A 21,005-nucleotide genomic window follows, 5' to 3' on the forward strand; every position below is an offset into this window, starting at 1 on the left:
GAAGAAATCATGAATCTCGACCAATTTGGTGCGTTCTGTAGACATTATCAGTCATTGTTCGGACGATTCATACATGGAAAACGGATTGGAGAGGTTTGACCTGCTCCCCGAACTTAACGTTGGTACAACTTTTGGACTACAGGTCAATACAGAATTAATCTTTAATGCTTGCAATGTAGATTTCCGAAGCCTCATACCAAGGTTGTCCTTGAAACCACTGATAACGCGAAAACAAAAGTAAAGAACCATCAGGATGCCACCAGGGTTGTCTGTCATCTAAGGGTGCATCATCGGAAATACGCGTTTTGTTTGTACCGTCGGCGTTCACCGCAAAGATTCTTGTATGGTCTCCATATTCCGATGCATAAGCAATGCTCTTACCATCCGGAGACCACACCGGCCAACCGTCTATCCCATCCTGATTCGAGATGTTTTCAGGATTTGATCCATCACTGTTCATAACCACAATTTCCCAGTCTCCATTCTTGAGGATTTTTCGACAAACTATCTTTTTCCCGTCGGGTGACCAAGAGGCATACGTCTCCACTTCCGGAGTCTTTGTTATCTGACGTACATGACTGCCGTCTGCATTCATTTCGAAGATGTCTATGTTATTATCTTCTTTGCCCTTTGTTCTTGTTCGGTCAGAACAAAACAAAATACGTTTACCGTCAGCGGACCAAAATGGATGCTCGTCATGACTCTCACTGTTTGAAATATTTACCTGATTGCGGCCATCGGCACCCATGATGTAAATCTGAGAATGACCTTCTCTAAAAGATTGAAAAGCGATTCTTGAACCGTCCGGGGACCAAACCGGTGTGCCATCCCTGTCTGCAGCATCTGTTAACTTGATTAATACTCGCTCACTCAGATGCAATACATATATATCAAAATCGCCATCTGCATTTGACATATAAGCCATTCTTAAGCCACTTGGTGAAAGGGCTGGATAAGCATTTGTCATACGTGTTATGAGCTCGGCCCGAGGTATTGCAGATTGCGCTTTAATAGTAGAAGCATGAAACAGAATGATTACGGACAAAAGGAACCCAAAAGCCAATCTTTTCATTTGATGTACTCCTAAGATAGAAAAACTTGGCAACCTCCCACTCCATCATCGGATAGTATGAATCGCCCATGAGACTGTCCAGGATTCATGTTTCAACTCAAATGGAGAACTGGAAAGGAGCCATACGGTTTTTCACCTTAATCTTTCGTTAATCTGCCCCTAACTGAAAAGCCAACTTGAATCTCATCGTCCACGCGGATTGGAAGGAAGGGTGCTCGGGGCCGCTCTATCGCATATTCGCTTAGCAATAGGGAAGTCTCCCCAGAGACGCGGATGTAATCTCCGCTCACCTCCCATTCCACTTCCATATTGATCTCGCGCTCCACGCCACGGATCTCCAACGTTCCGATCACCTTCGATATGTACACGGTCTCGAGCATAATGACAATCGGGCGTTTTCCGAGGTGCTCCAGCTTCCCTGGCACCATGGAAAAGCGGATTCTAGGATAGGTTTCTGCCTCCAATGCCCGGTGCATATCTCGATCCCGCGGTCTGAGGCCAGTCTCCATACTGGCCACCTCGATAACTACCTCGGCAAAAGTGTCCTTTTCCAGGTTGGACGGAACCCCGCTAATCGTCCCTTCGAATCGTTCAGCTTGACCCGAGAAGTCCGGCAGGATAGGGACTACCACCGCAAAGTGAATTTCGCTCTCCTCAGGAATCAGCCGAAACGTCGCCCTTTGGGAGAGATCCACTTGGGCACTGCTCACATTTTCAGTTTCATCCAGTTGAGCTACACTCATCTCGGGCATGGAAATCTCAAGGATTATCAAGGGTACCGCCAGCCCCATCTTTAGCCGTTGGATCCTCATCTTCCTAATACTTCTTCTTGGTGATGATCTATAATCGGGATCTTTCTTACACGCAGCATGCTGAAGCCGGCACTCTTTTTATGTTCCTGAGATTCCCAGATAATTTAGGCAGTCCATTGGCTTCTTACCTAGATGCAATTACCTGGATGAGGCTTCACCGTGAGGAGCTAAATCTTATCCACTTTGTCGAACCGTACAAATAAGGGGAGTGCGAACGGCCCGCCTTGAACAAAAACTGATTTCGGAAGGTGCGGGTCATTTCGATAATATCTTCTGACCCGGTTCGGCACGAGGACCAGGGGGATTCCAGCGTTTTGGGAGACAAGTTGCGCCAGCGATCACCTGGTCGCTGTGGTACAACCACGCTTCACACATCTTAGCTCCCTCATGACACCCCCTTTCATATTTCTCCCCCTCATTGAATAGCCGAAAGAAAGAAGACTCCTTGGACTGATGCTATTAGGATCGCGAGAGGCCATAACACAAGCCGATGATCAAACTCTGCGAGCACAGCAAACACTACTATGAACAAGGACGTTGCGACAGATCCGACTGTAGCAACTTTCACTTGAAGGTCGTTAATCCAAACGACAGTGGGCATAAATGCGCTGACAAGGACGAATAAGCCGACTGCAACGCGACGCCCGCTTACCACGCCGAGAAAATGCATGAGGGAGCGCTCTCCACTGTGCGCAGCTTCCTCTGCGCCTGCCAGTTGATTTGCCAGATTCAACGCGGGCCCGAGCAACAAACCTAGAGGATACGACCAATACAATGCATTGGGTGTGTTTTCATTAATGGCTCCTACCCACACTAGTATTGTGGGAACCGCCAGAGAGAGTGGCAACCACGAAAAAAGTGTCCTCTTTAGACCGAGGTTATATGCCATGCCGCAGCAGAGTCCGAAAAGCATAATTCCCAGTGGTACCCAACCAAGAATTGAACATGAAGCAAATGAGCAGATGACGAGACTGGCGAAAATTATGAGGGCGGTCCTTTTGCCGACTTTTTTGGAGGGTATCGGTTTCCACGGTTTTGCCTTTGAGTCGTAGCGTTGATCAAGCACATCGTTACTGACCCCAATGGAAAACTGAACCGTAAGCATGACAGACCCAATAAGGAATAGACGATGGAGATCGAACGGAGGATTGGATGATATTGCGATGATGACAGTCACAATCGCCACAGCCAGCGAAGTAAAGGGATGCATCAACCTGAGATACGGTAGAAGAATCTTCATTCTTTCTGGCAGAGATGATGAGTTAAGATCGCAGTCGGTGTTCTTGCGAAACAAAATAAGTTGATAGGAGATTCATTCAAAGAGTATTCAGGTGACGAGACCAATTCCATCCCTCATTTTTAGATAACAGGACATCAAGACGTTGTAATCCCAAGGTTGTCTCGTTATATTTAAATAATCATAAAACTATTTAGCCAATCGCCAATTATGGACGAATTTGAAAAACAAGCAGTGAAGATCTTTAAGGCCCTTGGAGATCCCATACGCTACAGGATTATTCAACTCCTCTGCCAAAAGGGCGAATTGAGCTGCGTCACATCACTACCGGGTTTTGGAAAACGCAGATCTCATTTCAACTAGAAAAAAGGGACAGCATGTAATCATTTCTCTAAATCGGGACGTTGTGACGAGTCTATTCCCAATTTGAGAAAACCTACGTAGATGCGAGGCAAGAAGAGGGAGAAGAGCAACGCGTAACAGTGCCACTTGAAGGCGTCGTTCTCCTTAGTTTTCGCACCTTGGATCTCTCCAAACATGTAACAATCACTCCTAATGCAACTCGTCAGAAACGAGAGATCAAACTTCGAAACCACAACCGCAAACAAAAGAGGAATCAGATGAAATCTAGGAGAATAAGCTTGGCAAGGCTTGGAGCTATCGGTCTTGTTTTCGTGGGTCTCTTAGTGTCATGCGGCAAGAAAGGTACTGAGGCGCACGAACACGAGATTGAAGTCTTTTTCTCACATGCACCGGATCCCGCAGTAGTGAACACATCCGTTTCACTGCTCTTCGAGGCTGAAGAAGACGGTGAACATGTGAGCGTGGACTCCCCGGAATGCGAGATCGAGAAAGCAGGCACAGGCGAACACGAAGAGATTCCACTAACGGAGGAAGATGACGAACCGGGTCACTATTCAGGTACCTATGTGTTTACTGAAGCGGGTGATTATGAAGTGCACTTCAACTTCATTCATGATACTGAATCGGAAGAGCAGCATTTTGATATGACCGTACAGTCCCCGTAACCAGGGAGGGAGTAAAATAAGATGAATACGGTAGATCGCTCAATTAAAACCGCGGTTGTTTTTTTGTCCGTGGTTATCGTCGCAGCCATCTCAAACACAGTGTCTGCAATCCCGCAGTTCGCCAAGAAATACAGCGTGGCTTGTAATGCCTGCCATGTTGGTGTTCCTAAACTCAATCCTTTCGGTGAGAAGTTCCGGATGAACAGTTTTCAACTTCCCGGCACAATTGAGACGACTCCAGTTTGGCAGCAGGAACTGCTCCCTCTATCGGGGATGCCACACCCCATGTACATGCTGCGAAACGTCAAGAACAATATGGAGATGACGACTCCCAATGGAATCCCCGCTGGGGAAGAGCTATCCATCAATACGTTCCGAGCGGCGTTTGAGTTCTTTTCCGGGGGAACGGTTGGTCCTCATCTATCTTACCTCGCTTTTCTTGAAATAGAGCTGGAACCGTCAGTAGGAACGGAAGGTGAAGAACCCGAAGAACATGCTCACCCGCTCGGAGTCAGCGATAATTATTCCAAATTGGGCAAGAAGGCGTCCGCGGCAACGGACGGAGACGATGTTGCAGCCATTGGAACAGAGGTCAGCGTAATATTCCACCAGCTCTTTTTCACCTACAACAATCTGGCGAACATCTGGGGAGAGAACGTTGGCAATCTAAATGTGAGAATGGGTTTCTTTCACTTGGAGACGCCATTCAATTCATTGAGAAAGTTAACCGGTCACTCCTCCCCGTACCTTGCGTACAGTCTAAGTCCGGTAAAAGGTGGCTTCAGCCTCGCCAGTCGTCAGCTCGGTGTGTCAGTTAACGGCTGGCTCGGATCCATGCGACTTGGCGTCGAATACGAAATTGCAGCCGTAAATGGGACAAACAGCTTGATTGATACCAATCCAGCAAAAGATTTCTACGGAAGATTAGCTGTTAACTGGCGGGAGAGGTTGAGGGTAGGCATCCTGGCTTATCGTGGATGGCAGAATATTCTCGGCGGCTCGAATCTGAAGGAGCACGATGATTTCTTCTATCGTGTTGGGCTGGACTTCAGCTGGCAATCCAAGTCGGGACCAAACCTCTTCGGACAATGGATTCGAGGCTACGACGATGACACCGATGCAGATCTTGCGGGAATGCAGCCATTTCAATTTGATGGCGGTTTCATTGAGGCAGACGTTCCCCTGCGGACACTTGTTTCATACAGATCCTTCTTGAGCAAATTGATGATCGTGGGGAGAGTGGATCTGATCAGTGTGAGTAAGCAGATCGAACTTGCGGATCCTGTGAACAACGATATGCTAATCGGAAAGACGGGGGATGAGCATCAAATCAAGATGTATACGTTGGCACTGCGATACTATTTTCTCCCGAATGTTTTCCTGGTTTTGGAAGGTGGTGCACAGGACAACAAGCTTGGATATCCCAAGATTGACGAAATGTTTGAAGTAGGATTAGGGAGAGCCGGTCGTGTTGTTGATGTCGATGCCATCTGGGCGATGGCAATGGTTGTCGTCGCATTTTAGGGGCTCAAAACTTCCGGGGGAATAGAATGACATACATGAAATCCATTCCAATTAGGTTACGCATACCTGGGTCTTTCGTTCTAATTACCGCTGTGATACTTCTAGCCCCGGGGGGCATCCTGGTGGGTCAGGGTGGCCAGGCAAGGACGATCGTATCTCCAACGCCGGGGGAGATAGCAGCCGGGAAAGTCGTTTATGAACAAAGTTGCGCCTACTGTCATGGCTTGAACGGTGATGGAAATGGACCTGTATCTGCGTTTCTTGACGTTAGACCCAGAGACCTTGCCTCGGGCATCTATAAGTTCCGCAGTACCGCCAGTGGAAAAATCCCGACAGATTGGGACCTGATGCAATCTGTTACCAGGGGGATTCACGGCACCTCAATGGTTGGTTGGTCATCCCTTGCAGAGACGAAAAGATGGCAACTGGTTCACTACATAAAGACCTTCTCGGACGTGTTCGATGGCGAGGGTGATATTGAAACCATCCCTATTGGCACGCCTCCTCCCGCCACCCAAGAAAGTATCCAACGCGGCAAAGAGGTTTTCATGGATTTTGGATGCTGGGCATGCCACGGATACGGAGGCAAAGGGGATGGTCCATCCGCCAAATTCCTACAAGACAGTTTTGGCGATCCCAGTGTTCCTCGGGATTTAACGGAGGGCGATAATTACGGCCGGGGGCATTCCCCAAGTGAAATCTATCAGACTCTCGTGACCGGTGTTGACGGCACTCCAATGCCATCATACCTGGAGGCTTTTGAGGGCAGCCAAGAGGACCTGTGGCATCTGGCACGATATGTTAGTTTTCTTTCCGGCGAAGACCGGTAAGCGCTTGATTCCGGGTCAATCGTTCACAACCGATCATCTCAAAGCTCTTGAACCAGCCCGCCCGATTCTTTGGACCAGTTCCGGGGAAGCAGATCACCAGCTAATCCATCCGTAAACCGGGAAATCCCCAGGTTCTCATTATTTTCCTCTTACTCCGCTACATTCTACCAATTTGACAGAGAAACCATGAGAATCAGCCAATTTGATCTGTTCTGTAGAGATTATCCGTCATTGTGCAGAAGAATCTTGTACGGAATACAAATCGCCAGGCCCTAACTTAAAAGCTGGTCCAACAATGACCGCCGGTCACGGGGGAAATACTGGATAGCAAGTAGTCATACAGCTTTAGAAGAGTTGAAATGAAAAGAATAATGCTATTCCTAATACTTTTGGGATCCGTGGCATTATCACAGAACAGTGTACATACTGAAAAATGGGGCCCGTTCAAATTCTTGATAGGAAAATGGGAAGGCAAAGGAGTTGGCAAATTTGGCGATTCGAATGTGACACGTGAATATGAATATCTGATGGGGGGAACATTCATAGTTGGCAAGAATGAGTCAATCTATGAAAAACAAGAAAGAAATCCCCGGGGTGAAATTCATGACAATTGGGATATATTCAGTTATGATAAGATTAGAAGGAAGTACGTATTGCGGCAATTTCATGCCGAAGATATAACGAACACTTACGCTTTAGATTCTCTTAAGGCATCAAATGCGGTTTATGAATTCGAAAGCGAGGCAATCGAGAATTTTGGAGTAGGGTGGAGAGCAAAAGAAGTTTATCAAATCATAGGCAATGATCAATTTGTTGAAATATTTTATTTAGCAGCACCAGGAAAAGAATATTCGGAATATGTTAGAAACACTTTCACAAGAATTAAATAGAGCTGCATAACAAATCGCTGAACGTGACGTGAGGGTCCGCAGTCTTTGTATGTACATCCTCAAAGCAATTGGGACAGTTTGGACTTGAAATTAAGAGAGCCTTTCTTCCTTCCCTAAGGGTGTGCTCTATGTTCATTTGACACCCCCATTCCATTCCAGGGTTTTCTGAATTGACCTCAGGTCAGTTGCCGGGAAATATCGTCAACGCTTACTTGTCATAGGTACATAAGATGTATCTATTAGGTTACGATATCGGCAGCTCATCCATTAAGGCGGCCGTTATTGATGCTGAGAGCGGCCAGCTGGCGACCCGTGCCAGTTCACCGGACACGGAGCTGGATATCTCTGCTCCGAAGCGAGGTTGGGCAGAACAGGAACCTGAAACATGGTGGGAACATGTAAAACTGGCCACAGCCGAGATGTCCGGCAAACTTGGCGAGACAATGCAGGATATCGCTGCCATTGGCATCAGCTATCAGATGCATGGCCTTGTAGTGGTTGATAAGGATCATCAAGCACTTCGGCCCTCAATCATCTGGTGTGATAGCCGCGCCGTTGATATTGGGGAAGAGGCTTTTCGTGTATTGGGACCTGAGTACTGTCTGAGCCATTTCCTGAACTCCCCGGGCAACTTCACCGCATCTAAGCTGAAATGGGTGAAAGACAATGAACCGGAGCTCTTTTCGGAAATTGACCGGTTCATGCTGCCTGGTGATTATATAGCGATGAAGTTGACCGGATTCTCCTCGACTACGGAATCGGGATTATCCGAAGGTATTTTATGGGACTATGTTGAGAAAGGATTGGCGCAACCTATCCTTGATCAATACGGAATTCCCAGCGACCTGGTGCCAGAAGTATACCCCAGCTTTTCCATACAGGGTAAATTAACCAGAGGTCCTGCTGCCGAACTGGGTCTCAAGCCCGGCATTCCCCTATCTTATCGTGCCGGTGATCAGCCCAATAATGCGCTCTCGGTAAATGTCCTGAAGCCAGGTGAATTGGCAGCCTCAGCCGGAACGTCCGGGGTTGTCTACGGAGTGAGCCAGAGTGCGAGCTATGATCAGCAGTCCCGGGTCAACACATTCATCCATGTCAATCACGATCAGGATAATCCCAGTTATGGTGTCTTGCTCTGCGTCAATGGGACCGGGAGCCTGAATAGTTGGCTGAAGGGCATGCTTGAAGGGGGAGGAGGATCAGAGCTGTCCTATAAGACAATGAATCGCCTGGCAGCGGATATTCCTATCGGTTCGGAAGACCTGATCATCCTGCCCTATGGTAATGGGGCAGAAAGGACCCTGAATAACCGGGATATCGGAGCATCGATCCATAACCTGCAGCTCAACACACATACCCAAGGGCATATCCTCCGGGCGGCACAAGAAGGTATCGCTTTTGCGCTGAACTATGGTGTTGGAATTATGCGTGAAATGGGTCTGGAGATTTCCACGGTAAGGGCCACCCGATCAGGGATGTTCCTTAGTCCATTATATGCGGAGATATTCGCAAATGTGACCGGAGCGGTTCTGGAGCTTTATGATACCGATGGTGCGGAGGGTGCTGCCAGAGGTGCGGGGATTGGCGCAGGGATCTTTAAAGACCCAACTGATGCCTTCTCGGGATTCAATCCCATCGAGGTTCATGAGCCGATCCGAGAATTGCAGGAGACCTATCAAGAAGCGTACTCGAAATGGTATCAGGTGCTCAAACATTTTCTCCCTTCGATCTAGGGGTATCATGTACGTCGACATTACTATGATAACAGATCATAGAGACGATATGAATATGCGACTGCTGAAAGGAGTTACATCTCTCTTGACTGCTTCGCAGAAATAATTCGTTAATTCTTGTCAGGAAGGATCATCAGATGAATACAATTACCACAGTCGATTGGTTAGTCATAGGGGCATATTTTCTCGTTCTGATCGGCATTGCCTCGTGGACCATCAAACAACGGCAGGATACGTCTACGGATTATTTTCTGGCCGGTCGCCATCTGAGTTGGTTTATCGTGGGAGCGTCCATTTTCGCCTCCAACATTGGTTCCGAACATCTGGTCGGGCTGGCTGGTACGGGTGCCACTGACGGGGTGGCCATGGCACACTATGAACTGCATGCCTGGTGTCTCCTCGTGCTCGGATGGGTCATGGTCCCATTCTACTCGCGGTCGAAGGTGTTTACTATGCCCGAGTTTCTGGAAAAACGTTTCTCATCGGCCGCCCGTACGGTTCTCTCGGTGATCTCCCTGGTAGCGTACATCCTAACCAAAATCGCAGTCGGCATCTTTGCTGGCGGCATCGTCTTCAGCGTCTTGCTCCCGGAAATGAGCTTCATGGGTCTGGATAGCTTCTGGATCGGCTCCATCCTGGTGATCGTTTCAACGGGCATCTATGCTGTTCTGGGCGGTTTGCGGGCGGTGGCCTATACCGAAGCGTTACAAACGATTGTCCTGATCATTGGATCAATATTAGTGACGTTCTTTGGATTACAGGCCCTGGGCGGTTGGAGTGAGCTACGTGCCATTGCCGGATCGGAGATGTTCAATCTCTGGAAGCCACTGGTACCGGCAGGGGTAGAAAGCACTTGGGAACCGGTAAGGGAAGCAGGCCGCATGGCCTGGTACTTCAATGATAATTACCCCTGGCCCGGGATGCTGTTTTGCGCCCCCATCATCGGGCTATGGTACTGGACCACAGATCAGTATATCGTGCAGCGGGTCTTGGGGGCACCCAATGAAACTGAAGCCCGTCGAGGTACCATAGCTGCCGCCTTCCTGAAGCTCCTCCCGGTATTCATTTTCATTATTCCAGGCATGATCGCATTTGCTTTGGCGAAAAGCGGGCAGGTGCAGGCTCTGCAGGATCAATTATTCGGATCTGATGGCCAGCTTCTTAGGGACAATGCCCAGAAAGCCTTCCCCTTGCTGGTGGCACATGTTCTACCTGTTGGCCTTCGGGGTATTGTAGTAGCTGGACTACTGGCTGCCTTGATGAGCTCGCTCGCCGGTGTTTTCAACGCTTCCTCCACGTTGTTCACCATGGATTTCTACTCACGACTGCGACCCGATGTAGGTCAACACCAGCTGGTTTGGGTGGGTAGAGTTGCCACCACCGTTATGGTTCTTATTGGTTTGGCTTGGATTCCGGTTATCCGGGGAGGAAGAGGGCTATACGATTATTTGCAGGGCGTTCAGGCGTATCTGGCACCACCCATCTTTGTGGTATTCTTCCTCGGTATATTCAGTAAGCGGCTGAACGCCAAGGGTTGCCTGGCCGCGCTCGTTACAGGTTTCGCGATGGGCCTATTCCGACTGGCTGTGGATACCCCGGTCAAACTGATCCGCGGATTTGCTTACTCGGAGGGCTCATTCCTCTGGGTGATCAATAATATCTTCTTCCAGTATTACAGTCTGGTTATTTTTGTAGTCTGTGTGGGAGTAATGATCGTTGTCAGTAAGCTGACTGAAGTGCCTTCATACGAGAAGATCAACGGGCTCACATACGGTACAACAACAGATGAAGATCGACAGTCTTCTCGGGCCAGCTGGTCCACACGAGATGTGGTTGCGTCAGCTCTGGTACTGATTCTCATTGTTGCTGCCTACCTGTATTTTACAGGCTAGGTTTGATAATTTGAACCAGCGATTATTGGTAAGGAATGGGTGGAGCTGGAACGTGGTTGCGGAACGAATGGATTACACTGGACTATCCATCTTACTGATGATGTTGGTCAAAAGGAGAGCAACATAACGGCGTCTACTATCGGCTTTGATTTTGGGACCAATTCGGTGCGTTGTTTGATTGTAGATGTGGATACCGGAGAGGAATTGGGTACCGCGACGCATGTCTTTGAGACCGGGGATTCTGGTGTTATCACGGATTCCACAGATCATAATATGGCCCGGCAGAATCCGGCTGACTATCTGATTGGAATGGAGGTCACCACCAGAAAGGCTCTCGTTCAGGCTAAGCAGCAGCATTCCTCCTTTACACCCCATGATATAATCGGTATTGGCACGGATACCACCGGTTCCACACCGTTGCCTGTCGATAAAAGCGGCGTACCCCTGGCTTTGCTTGAGGAGTTCAAGGATAATCCCAATGCTCATGCCTGGTTGTGGAAGGACCACACCGGCTACGCCGAAGCCGCAGAAACCACCGAACTGGCAGCCAGGGAACACCCGGAGTACCTGACCAAATGCGGTGGTATCTACTCCTCCGAGTGGTTTTTCAGCAAGATTCTCCATTGCCTCCGAGTGGATCCTGATGTGTTCGATGCAGCGTATTCCTGGGTAGAAATCTGCGATTACATTCCAGCCGAATTGACGGGTAATCTCGACCCGGATAAGATCAAGCGCAGCCGCTGTGCCGCCGGGCATAAGGCCATGTTCAATGTCGATTGGGGCGGTCTGCCGGCAAAAGAGTTTCTCACCAAGCTGGATCCCAGACTCGGTCCGCTTCGGGATCGGTTGTACGCTGACAGCTATACGGTGGATGTGCCAGCTGGATATCTCACCGGTGAGTGGGCCGGGAAACTTGGACTTAAAGTGGGAATTCCTGTTGCTGTCGGTGCGTTCGATGCTCACCTGGGGGCTATAGGTGCTGGCGTGAAGGAGGGAACTCTGGTCAAGATCATTGGCACAAGCACCTGTGACGTCCTGGTATCGTCGGAGCTCGATCAGGATATCCCAGGAATTTGCGGCATCGTGGACGGATCCGTTTTGCCTGGATATTGGGGACTTGAAGCTGGGCAGTCGGCTGTTGGTGATATTTTCAACTGGTTTGTGAATTATGTCCAACCGGGTGGCAAGGAGCAAGGTTCCCATGAAGCGTTGACCCGCGAAGCTGCTCAGCTCAAGCCCGGCCAATCGGGACTTCTGGCGTTGGATTGGAATAATGGCAACCGAACCATCCTGGTGGATCAGCGACTAACCGGATTGCTTCTGGGGCAGACACTTCATACTAAACCGGAAGAGATATATAGAGCCCTGGTGGAAGCCACAGCCTTCGGTGCCCTTGCGATCATCGAGCGTTTCGAGAAATATGGTCTGACCGTCAAAGAGGTCATCAATTGCGGTGGTGTTTCCGAGAAAAATGAGATGCTCCTGCAGATCTACGCTGATGTTACCGGAAGGGAAATGAAAATCTCCCTATCGGCACAGACCTGTGCCATGGGATCGGCCCTTGCAGCCGCCGTTGCTGCCGGCAAGGAGATGGGCGGCTTTGATGATTTTGAAGAAGCTCAGTCTGCCATGTGCAACGTCAAAGATACTACCTACAAACCTATCCCGGAAAATCACAAGATATATCAAGAGATCTTCAGGTTATATATGCAGCTCCATGATGCATTCGGTTTGAGAGATACTCCCTGTGACCTCTCGAATGTGATGAAGGACCTGTTGACTATCAAGGAAAGGGTGACTGCGTAGCATGTATGACGATTTAAAACAGAAGTCTGTGTGGCCAATCTAGAGCTGGATAGGCAAGGACTGGTGATCCATACTTGGGGAAACGTGAGTGGCATTGATCGGAAGAATGGGGTGGTAGCTATTAAACCAAGTGGCGTGGCCTATGAACATCTCACTGCAGATAGGATTGTACTTGTTGATCTTGAGGGCAAGGTCGTGGAGGGGGACTTACGGCCCTCATCCGATACCCCAACTCATCTTGAGCTTTATCGGGAGTTCGAGGGTATCGGTGGTGTGTGCCATACCCACTCCACCTATGCCACGATCTGGGCTCAGGCTTGCCGTGAGATACCCTGTTTAGGCACTACTCATGCAGATCATTTTCCTGGTCCCATACCGATGACGGAGGACCTGAATGAGATCGAGATTGCTTCGAATTACGAACTTAATACGGGCAAAGCGATCATACGCAGATTTCGGGACCTTGACGCTCTACGTCAGCCAGCTGTGCTCGTGGCCAACCATGGTCCCTTTACATGGGGACGTAGTGCAGCCAATGCGGTAGAGCATGCGGTCATCCTTGAGCAGGTTGCCAAGATGGCTTACGGAACACTTATGCTTAATCCCGGACAGGGACACATCCCTCCGTCGCTCCAAGATAAGCACTTTTTGCGAAAACATGGTAAGGATGCCTATTACGGACAGGAGAATGAAGAATGAAATCAAAAGAAGTGACACTCGGAGTCATTGTTGGTAATCGTGGATTCTTCCCGGATCATTTATGCGAGACTGGTCGCGAGACGGTCTTGACTGTATTGAAGAAGGAGGGTATTCGTACTGTTGTGCTAAGCCTCAAGGACACCAATAATGGGAGTGTTGAGTCGCTCGAAGATGCCCACAAGTGCGCTGACTTGTTCAAGCAACACCGGGATGAGATCGATGGGATCCTGGTTACTCTACCCAACTTCGGAGACGAACGGGCTATCGCCAATACTCTACGCTGGGCGGAATTGGGTGTGCCGGTACTTCTACATGCTTTTCCCGATACAGCTGAGAAGATGACCATCGCTGATCGCCGCGATTCGTTTTGCGGTAAGATGTCGGCAGCCAACAATCTCAATCAGTATGGAATCAGGTTCAGCTTGACTACCCTTCACACCATCAGTCCCGAAAGTGAAGGTTTTCAAACTGATCTTGACAATTTCGTAGGCACTTGCCGAGTTGTGAGAGGACTCAAGAATGCGCGTATTGGCGTTGTAGGAGCCCGTCCTGCCGCCTTTAATACTGTTCGGTACAGTGAGAAGCTCTTTGAGAGGGCTGGCATTAGTATCGAGACGCTTGATCTCTCGGAGGTTTTCGGAGCCGCAGAGCGTCTGAGGAACAATGACGCGATAGTAAAAGCGAAGGTAGAACAGATCCAGGCCTACGTCTCCACCAAGGGGATTCCAACTGTGGCCATCGACAAAATGGCCAAGTTCGGTGCGGTCGTAGAGGAATGGATGAAGGAGAAGGAATTGGTCGCCAGTGCTGTTCAGTGCTGGACGTCCATGGAAGAGTATTACGGAGTGGTTCCCTGTACGTTAATGAGCATGATGAGTAATGGCCTGATGCCGAGCGCATGTGAGACAGACATCGGCGGAACAATCGGTATGTACGCCATGGTACTGGCGTCCGGGAAGCCCAGCGCAATTGTGGACTGGAATAACAATTACGGCGATGATCCGGATAAATGCGTCATCTTCCACTGCTCGAATTTGCCTAAGGATACATTTCTTGATAAGGCTACCCTCGCCACCTGCCGTCACTGTACCTTGAAGGACTTGCCCGTCATGGATTACCAGGAGATTATCGCACGCGACGTGGGGAAGGAGAATACGTTTGGCACCATCGTTGGAAGAGTTAGGCCGGGGCCATTCACTTTCTGCCGGGTATCCACTGACGACTTCTCCGGGAAGATATCAACTTACATCGGACAGGGAGAACTCACCGACGATCCGCTAAATACGTTCGGCGGGTTCGGAGTTGCCCATATTCCCAATCTTCAGGGATTGCTTAAGTATATCTGCCAGCATGGCTTTGAGCATCATGTGGCGATTAATCATTCCCGGTGCAGCGCTGCCCTTCAGGAAGCTTTTACGACGTATTTAGGTTGGGACGTCTATAATCACGGCGAGGATTGAATGGGGGATTACCTCCTCAATATCCTCTGAGCTTTTCTAGGCGCTCGTAACAGGATATCGGTTATTCTTAATTACGATCGCGCCCTTTTCAACTCCCAGTTCTCTGGCAACCACATTGCACTTGGGTTTGAGTAGAAAGTAGATATTCTCAGGCCGGGTATCGCAGGTTTCGAAATGGCCGTGCCCCTTGGCGAGAATAAGATCTGCGGACTTGAAGGCCTTCATGAATTCATCACTTGCATTGTCGAAATTGATCCCGATGTCTCCCGAACCTGTCTCGATCACCCTGACTAGGTCGGTTATTCCGGATGTTTCGGCATCTTCCAAAGTGGCATCATTGATGATCGGGTGGGACTTCACACTGTATGTGACTTGTATCCCTGTTCTCAGGAGTTCTTCAATCAATATCCGGTCGAAGATGATTTCTCCAGCATTATCTCCTAACATCAGTAGTCTTCTGCCTGATACTAACTCTCTCTTGAATATATCCGTATGGTCGATACTGAACGGAGTCTGCAGGATGACATCAACATCTCGACGGAGATCATATGTATGGCCTATACCAAGGTCGATGATATTCCCCGCCACAGAAACATGCAGGGCAACTGCTATCCGGTCCTCAGCCTGTTCAACCGTTCTTTGGAAATCCGGCAGCAGTCTGAGCGCCTCCTCATTGGACTGTCGCTTTAGTGCTTGATAGGGATCTTTTATGCCACTCACCCGCGCGGCAATTTCAAAGATTGGTTTGGAATTCTCTGCGGGCGTTAATTCCAGATCAGTATGTTGGATCAGTTGAGCTGCACTATTGAGTATCTCGCGATGCTGATTGCGGTCCTCGACCACGATTCTTGCAGTGTTCCATGCCTGATTCATCATACACGCAAGACACTCTGGTTCCGATCTCATTCCCGTTCCCTTGTTGATCCTTGGACTCTATTGATTGTTCTCACTAAATGAACATACAAACGAAATTGATTGTACGCCTTCAAAACAATTGAGACAGCTTGAACTTGAAATTGAGAGAGACTTTTTTTCTTCCTAATGGATGTGATGCACGTTCATCTCACACCCTGATTCCAAGATTTCCTGCCCACCTGGTGACACCGGAATACACCAAGTCCTTCAGGATGGCACTGCTGAAGTAGGGTGGAGGCTGGGCCTTTCTGGCAATCGCTGGCAAATGAAAAGGAGCTGGGATTCTTCCTAAGGTCTTGTTTTTATTAAACGGGACCGACCCCGATAGTCATCGGGGGATGCAATCGGGAGTGAAAACCGTATTAAGACCATATCTGTTAAATAGTTGAGAGTTCGCATAACATCGTGGACAGTTTCTTGACAGGTAGTCATAGCCAAACAATAGAAGTATAACAATGTTGCATCTTGCAATATCTATTTGATTATTAAGCACATTTTTCTCCCTTGACACTGTACAATGGGGGAGAAAAAAGTGCGATTACGCCAATATGTCGTGTCCACGATGTTATGCTATTTGTCAAATAGTCATTAGGAAAGAGATCTCTTTCCCTCTAACAGCAGACTTAAGCCACTTTCTACTCATTTAACTGCGGGTCTTGTTGTTCACGAAGTCTCTCCAATTCTTCTTTCTTTCTATTCTGGCTCTGGCATCCAAATACTCGGAATCACCAGATTATCTAAACCAACATTTGATTCGATGGTTGTAGACGGATAGACGGCCGTCTCAACCTGAGAATGGGTCAGGGCAGAAAAGAGGGTTGACTTTCCGACGTTGGGAAGTCCAATGAGTCCGCATTGGAGGGACATGGTAACGTGTTAAGGTGTTTGGGTGTTAGAGTGTTTGAAGAGGAACCGTACTGAGCGAGCAGTTTAACAGTTGAGCACGCCAGCACACGAATACTTCAGTGAGTTAATCTTCGATTTTTCCAAAGACGAGGGTGCAGTTGGTACCCCCAAATCCAAAGCTGTTGGACATGACGTTTCTCAGTCCGGCCTGGGTGACCATGGTGTGGACGATGGGATACCCTTCCGCCTTTGGGTCGAGATGATCGATATTCACAGAGGGACAGATGAAGTCGTGTTCCAGCATAAGGATACAGTAGATGGCCTCGTGGACCGCAGCCGCCCCCAGGGCATGGCCCGTGAGGGATTTTGTGGAGCTGATTGCGGGGATATCCGGCTGGCGGCTGGACGGACCGGAATCGAAAGCTTCCCTGATGGCTTCCAGTTCAACAATGTCACCCGCTGGCGTGCTGGTACCGTGGGTGTTGACGTAATCGATGGGGCCGTCAACTGTTTTTAGGGCCATTTCCATGCACCGGTGAGCCCCATCACCCGAAGGCCGGACCATGTCGTCACCGTCGGAGGTGGCTCCGTATCCTTTTACCTCGCAATAGATCTTGGCTCCCCTGGCTTTAGCGCGATCGTATTCTTCCAGCACGATGACTCCGCCCCCGCCCGAGATCACAAACCCGTCCCGGTCCCGGTCGTAGGTGCGACTGGCTTTGTCCGGGGTATCATTGTACCGGGAAGAGAGAGCTCCCATGGCGTCGAATGGGATGGCCACGGTCCAGGAGATTTCATCACCGCCCCCCACGAACATGAGGTCCTGCTGCCCCATCTGGATGAGTTGGTAGGCATTTCCGAGACAGTGACCGCTTGTGGCACAGGCGGAACTTATGGTGTAGTTATACCCCTTGATCTTGAAGGCCGTGGAGAGGTTCGCCGAGTTGCCGCTGGACATCAATTTGGGAACGTTAAAGGGTCCCACCCGCCTGGCTCCCCGCTGCCGGAGGGTATCCGCCATCTCAACGAGAGGGAGGCCGCTGGCGACCCCGGAGCCCATGATGAGGCCCGTGGATGGATTCGAAATGTCGTCCTGGGACAACCGGGCGTCTTCGAGGGCTTCCACCATGGCTACATAATTGTAGGCGGTTCCGTCCCCCATAAATCGAAGAAGCTTTCTTGGGACCGACTCCGACGGATCGGTGTCCACAGTGCCGCAGACGTGTGAGCGAAAGCCCAGGTCGGCGAACTCCTGGTGGAACACAATACCGGTCCGCTGGTCCATGAGGGACTTCAGGACCTCCTGCCGGTTCCTTCCGATACTGGAAAGAATTCCCAGGCCTGTTATGACCACTCTTTTCACAGGATCAGAAGGGTTCCGCCTCACCATCTGGCGGGGGATACCTGAGATTCTCGAAAAGACCCACCCTCAGGTTCTTGGCGAAATAAATGGCCCTTCCTGCCACTTCCACAGTGGCATCTGTCACAGCCATGAAAATAGGTTTCTTGATGACCCTCCGGATGTCGAGCTGGTAGATGATTCTCTCGTGGTGCGGCCGGATCTGACCTTTGAATTTGACCTCCCCGCACCCCAGGGCTCTCCCTTTTCCTATGCCACCTATCCACGAGAGGAAAAATCCCGTCAGTTGCCACAGGGCGTCAAGGCCAAGGCAGCCCGGCATGACAGGGTCGTCCTTGAAATGACACTTGAAAAACCAGTGGGAAGGTTTGATGTCCATTTCAGCCACAATGACACCGCGGTTGAACTTGCCGCCCCTGTCAGAGATTCGCCGGATGCGATCTACCATGAGCATGGGGGGGAGAGGGAGTTTTCCCTGGGTCATTCCAATGAGTTTTCCCTGGGCTACTTTCAGCAGTTCGGTCTTGGTGTAACTTGATTTCCTCTTCATAGGGTCCCACCTTTTTTGCGTGAACCACAGGATAAGGGATAATTGTTGCCTGAACCGGTCATATTCTCGAGTCAATCAATCCGACATTCCTCATATCAACTTGATCCGCCAGCTGGACACTCGGTTTCCAATTGACTTATGCGCAGTCTTTAGGAACCTGTGGACACCTTACGGATATTCAAATGATATCATTTTTCTTTACATGAAGCAATTGTTTTTTAGCCTGATTAATTCATGAGCTTTCATCCCGACTTATCGGCATCATCAGTGGCCTTATCCCGCCCTTGCGGGATTCAGCTTGTCCGTCGTAGCGACCTGTTCATCGTAAGGAACTGAAGATGAAAGTGTAGACGGACCAGAGGCCTTTTGGCACTCTTCTGCCTGAGAAAAGTGCGAAAGAAGATCCGGTTTGGATGGTTTCACGACGAGAACGTGTCGACAAGATCCACATGATTTTGTGTAAATCCCCGGTCTTTCAGTATTCCAAATTGCTGAGCCGATCGGCAGAGCCTGTCAATCCAATTAATTATCTCATCGCGCGCAAATTGATCGATCGCTTCTTCCATTGTGATTCGCTTGTCAGACATATTCACCTCCTAAAAGTTCTGGTCGCAGCCCTGGGAATAGGCTAAACTTCCCGCATGGTTAGCCCACGCCTACCCATCGCCAAGCAGGCCTGGGTGGAGCTGTCTCTTTCGACGGCCGCCTTCTTGACCGCCGGGTTTGGACTGGCCATCCGCCCAAGCGTGGTCACCGCTGTTCTCGCGGCATTCCTGGGCACGCTATGGGCTGCACTGATACTCTTCTTCCGCGACCCGGAAAGACATCCCCCGTCAGAGCTCGGAATCTTCACGGCGCCGGCCGACGGACGCGTGATGGAGGTGACCACCACCGAGGAACCGACCTTTATCAAAGGCCAAGCGGCCAAGATTGCCATCTTCATGTCGCTGCTGAATGTGCACGTCAACCGGGCGCCTGCTCACGGGTCCGTGGAATGGATCCAGCATGTTCCGGGGAAGTTCTTGGCTGCCTTCCGGCCCGAAGCCGCCACTCGCAACGAACACAACCTGATCGGCATGCTGCACGACGGTCAGCGCATCCTGGTTCGACAAATCGCCGGGATCCTCGCTAGGCGCATCGTCTGCAGTGTGAAACCGGGTGACACGCTTTATCCCGGCCAACGGCTTGGCATGGTCAAGTTCGGTTCCCGCGTCGAGGTCTTCCTGCCTCAGGATGTGCAGCCAACTGTCGCGGTCGGTGACCAGGTGCGCGGCGGCTCAACCATTATCGCACGCAGGTCGAGTTGATGGCCGATCTCTCTCAAGCCACAGCCTGGAAGCCTCGATTGGCCAATCTGATCACCTTCACGACGCTTGCGATGGCGATCGCCTCGATAGCGCTCTCAATCGAAGGGGCCTACCGGTTGGCGTGTGCGTTGATCCTGACTGGCTACTTGCTTGATGGAGTGGATGGCGAAGTAGCGCGACGCATGGGCGGCATTTCCGACTTCGGTACGCAACTCGATTCACTGGTCGATCTGGTTCATTTCGGAGTGGCCATTACCGTGCTGATCAGCCAGCACCTGCGTAATGGTCCGGTGGGGGGTTGGCCGATCTGGGTATTCCTGGTGGGCTACGTGATCGCTGCTTGTTTTCGACTGGCCCGCTTTAACCTCGCTGACGGAAACAACAAGCAGGTCACCACCGGCCTCACGATTTCGACTGGTGGCGCCTATCTGACTCTGACGGTGCTGGCGAACCTTGGATTCGGCCAGCCATTCGTTTCCGATTGGATCTTCCTCCCCTTGCTGCTGATCGTCTCGCTGCTGATGGTGAGTCGCATCCCCTTCCCGGACTTGAAAGGCCTGCTGCACTATCGAGTCCCGGTGCTGGCCACTTTCGGCGCGGGCGCGCTCGTTTCCCTTTGGCTTTCCTGGGAATTCGGACTTTTTGCTATGTGGACCGTCTACGTCTTGTTTGGAACGATCCGAGCGGGAATCCGGGCCTTCGATTGAACCCCAACCTCCAACGCGCCCAAGGCCGGTTTCTGGCCGAATACGCGAATTTGTTGGCTCGCACCGTCCGGCTCTCAATCTACGGCGAGCACGCGAGACTCGAACTCGCGACCTTCCCGACAGGGAAGTCGGGACGTTCTAACTGTTCCTGGATTCGCGAGATTCTTCGATGAGTTTCACCAGCTGATTCCGGCTCCATTTCTTGATCTGCTTTTCCCGTCTCATTGCTTCTGATCGAGAATCAAAGCCTTCTGTATAGACGAGTTTCCAGGGGCCCTTGTTCTTTGTGAAGGGAACGCGTCCTTCATTATGCCTGGTAAGCCTGGTCTTTATGTTA

At 50.2% G+C, this 21,005-nt stretch carries 18 protein-coding genes and 2 pseudogenes; 11 read left to right on the plus strand and 9 right to left on the minus strand.

Annotation, left to right across the window (positions count from 1 at the left end):
- Positions 1-154 precede the first annotated feature (154 nt).
- The 3 genes from V3U24_09100 to V3U24_09110 form a co-directional block, all read right to left on the minus strand.
- On the minus strand, positions 155-1,072 hold the full coding sequence (locus V3U24_09100) for a hypothetical protein (GenBank protein ID MEE9167596.1): 918 nt from the start codon (positions 1,070-1,072) through the stop codon (positions 155-157).
- Positions 1,073-1,209: 137 nt separating this feature from the next.
- A complete protein-coding gene (locus tag V3U24_09105) occupies positions 1,210-1,884 on the minus strand; it encodes a YceI family protein (GenBank protein ID MEE9167597.1) in 675 nt (224 codons plus the stop codon).
- 415 nt (positions 1,885-2,299) lie between these two features.
- Positions 2,300-3,124: a UbiA family prenyltransferase gene (locus V3U24_09110; GenBank protein ID MEE9167598.1), complete on the minus strand. Its 825-nt coding sequence runs from the start codon at positions 3,122-3,124 to the stop codon at positions 2,300-2,302.
- Between the two features lie 638 nt (positions 3,125-3,762).
- Here V3U24_09110 and V3U24_09115 point away from each other — a divergent pair.
- The 9 genes and pseudogenes from V3U24_09115 to V3U24_09155 all read left to right on the plus strand — a co-directional run bounded on the left by V3U24_09115 (position 3,763) and on the right by V3U24_09155 (position 14,983).
- Positions 3,763-4,149, plus strand: coding sequence for a FixH family protein (locus V3U24_09115; protein ID MEE9167599.1), 387 nt, complete (start codon positions 3,763-3,765; stop codon positions 4,147-4,149).
- A 21-nt stretch (positions 4,150-4,170) separates the two neighbouring features.
- Entirely contained in the window at positions 4,171-5,673 is a 1,503-nt protein-coding gene (locus tag V3U24_09120) for a hypothetical protein (protein MEE9167600.1), read from the plus strand.
- Positions 5,674-5,699: 26 nt separating this feature from the next.
- Entirely contained in the window at positions 5,700-6,503 is an 804-nt protein-coding gene (locus V3U24_09125; protein ID MEE9167601.1) for a c-type cytochrome, read from the plus strand.
- A gap of 359 nt (positions 6,504-6,862) precedes the next feature.
- The gene (locus tag V3U24_09130) at positions 6,863-7,393 is read left to right on the plus strand and encodes a hypothetical protein (protein ID MEE9167602.1); all 531 of its coding nucleotides are present in this window, start codon (positions 6,863-6,865) and stop codon (positions 7,391-7,393) included.
- A gap of 230 nt (positions 7,394-7,623) precedes the next feature.
- The gene (locus V3U24_09135; protein ID MEE9167603.1) at positions 7,624-9,126 is read left to right on the plus strand and encodes an FGGY family carbohydrate kinase; all 1,503 of its coding nucleotides are present in this window, start codon (positions 7,624-7,626) and stop codon (positions 9,124-9,126) included.
- 137 nt (positions 9,127-9,263) lie between these two features.
- Positions 9,264-11,018, plus strand: a complete 1,755-nt coding sequence (locus V3U24_09140; GenBank protein ID MEE9167604.1) for a sodium:solute symporter — start codon at positions 9,264-9,266, stop codon at positions 11,016-11,018.
- A 123-nt stretch (positions 11,019-11,141) separates the two neighbouring features.
- Positions 11,142-12,824 carry a ribulokinase gene (locus V3U24_09145; GenBank protein MEE9167605.1) on the plus strand — a complete coding sequence of 561 codons (1,683 nt, stop codon included), beginning with the start codon at positions 11,142-11,144 and terminating at the stop codon, positions 12,822-12,824.
- A gap of 15 nt (positions 12,825-12,839) precedes the next feature.
- Positions 12,840-13,523, plus strand: a pseudogene (araD, locus tag V3U24_09150) (L-ribulose-5-phosphate 4-epimerase AraD).
- A complete protein-coding gene (locus tag V3U24_09155; GenBank protein MEE9167606.1) occupies positions 13,520-14,983 on the plus strand; it encodes an L-fucose/L-arabinose isomerase family protein in 1,464 nt (487 codons plus the stop codon). The pseudogene araD and the gene V3U24_09155 overlap by 4 nt, the downstream one beginning before the upstream one ends.
- Positions 14,984-15,019: 36 nt before the next feature.
- Here V3U24_09155 and V3U24_09160 read toward each other — a convergent pair whose 3' ends face one another.
- From V3U24_09160 to V3U24_09180, 5 genes and pseudogenes are all read right to left on the minus strand, one after another.
- Positions 15,020-15,889 carry an ARMT1-like domain-containing protein gene (locus V3U24_09160; protein MEE9167607.1) on the minus strand — a complete coding sequence of 290 codons (870 nt, stop codon included), beginning with the start codon at positions 15,887-15,889 and terminating at the stop codon, positions 15,020-15,022.
- A 747-nt stretch (positions 15,890-16,636) separates the two neighbouring features.
- A pseudogene (locus V3U24_09165) lies at positions 16,637-16,765 on the minus strand (GTPase).
- 103 nt (positions 16,766-16,868) lie between these two features.
- On the minus strand, positions 16,869-18,107 hold the full coding sequence (gene fabB / locus V3U24_09170) for a beta-ketoacyl-ACP synthase I (GenBank protein ID MEE9167608.1): 1,239 nt from the start codon (positions 18,105-18,107) through the stop codon (positions 16,869-16,871).
- 4 nt (positions 18,108-18,111) lie between these two features.
- Positions 18,112-18,654, minus strand: a complete 543-nt coding sequence (gene fabA / locus V3U24_09175) for a bifunctional 3-hydroxydecanoyl-ACP dehydratase/trans-2-decenoyl-ACP isomerase (protein MEE9167609.1) — start codon at positions 18,652-18,654, stop codon at positions 18,112-18,114.
- A 419-nt stretch (positions 18,655-19,073) separates the two neighbouring features.
- Entirely contained in the window at positions 19,074-19,241 is a 168-nt protein-coding gene (locus V3U24_09180) for a hypothetical protein (protein MEE9167610.1), read from the minus strand.
- Positions 19,242-19,295: 54 nt separating this feature from the next.
- Here V3U24_09180 and V3U24_09185 point away from each other — a divergent pair, with 54 nt between their 5' ends.
- Both V3U24_09185 and V3U24_09190 read left to right on the plus strand, forming a co-directional pair.
- On the plus strand, positions 19,296-19,961 hold the full coding sequence (locus tag V3U24_09185) for a phosphatidylserine decarboxylase family protein (GenBank protein ID MEE9167611.1): 666 nt from the start codon (positions 19,296-19,298) through the stop codon (positions 19,959-19,961).
- Positions 19,961-20,668 carry a CDP-alcohol phosphatidyltransferase family protein gene (locus tag V3U24_09190; GenBank protein MEE9167612.1) on the plus strand — a complete coding sequence of 236 codons (708 nt, stop codon included), beginning with the start codon at positions 19,961-19,963 and terminating at the stop codon, positions 20,666-20,668. The genes V3U24_09185 and V3U24_09190 overlap by 1 nt, the downstream gene beginning before the upstream one ends.
- Before the next feature lie 138 nt (positions 20,669-20,806).
- On the opposite strand, the gene V3U24_09195 is transcribed toward V3U24_09190, so the two are convergent.
- A partial coding sequence (locus tag V3U24_09195; GenBank protein MEE9167613.1) for a GIY-YIG nuclease family protein occupies positions 20,807-21,005 on the minus strand: 199 nt, incomplete at its 5' end.

This window comes from Candidatus Neomarinimicrobiota bacterium (assembly GCA_036476315.1).
GTDB lineage: Bacteria > Fidelibacterota > Marinisomatia > Marinisomatales > S15-B10 > JAZGBI01.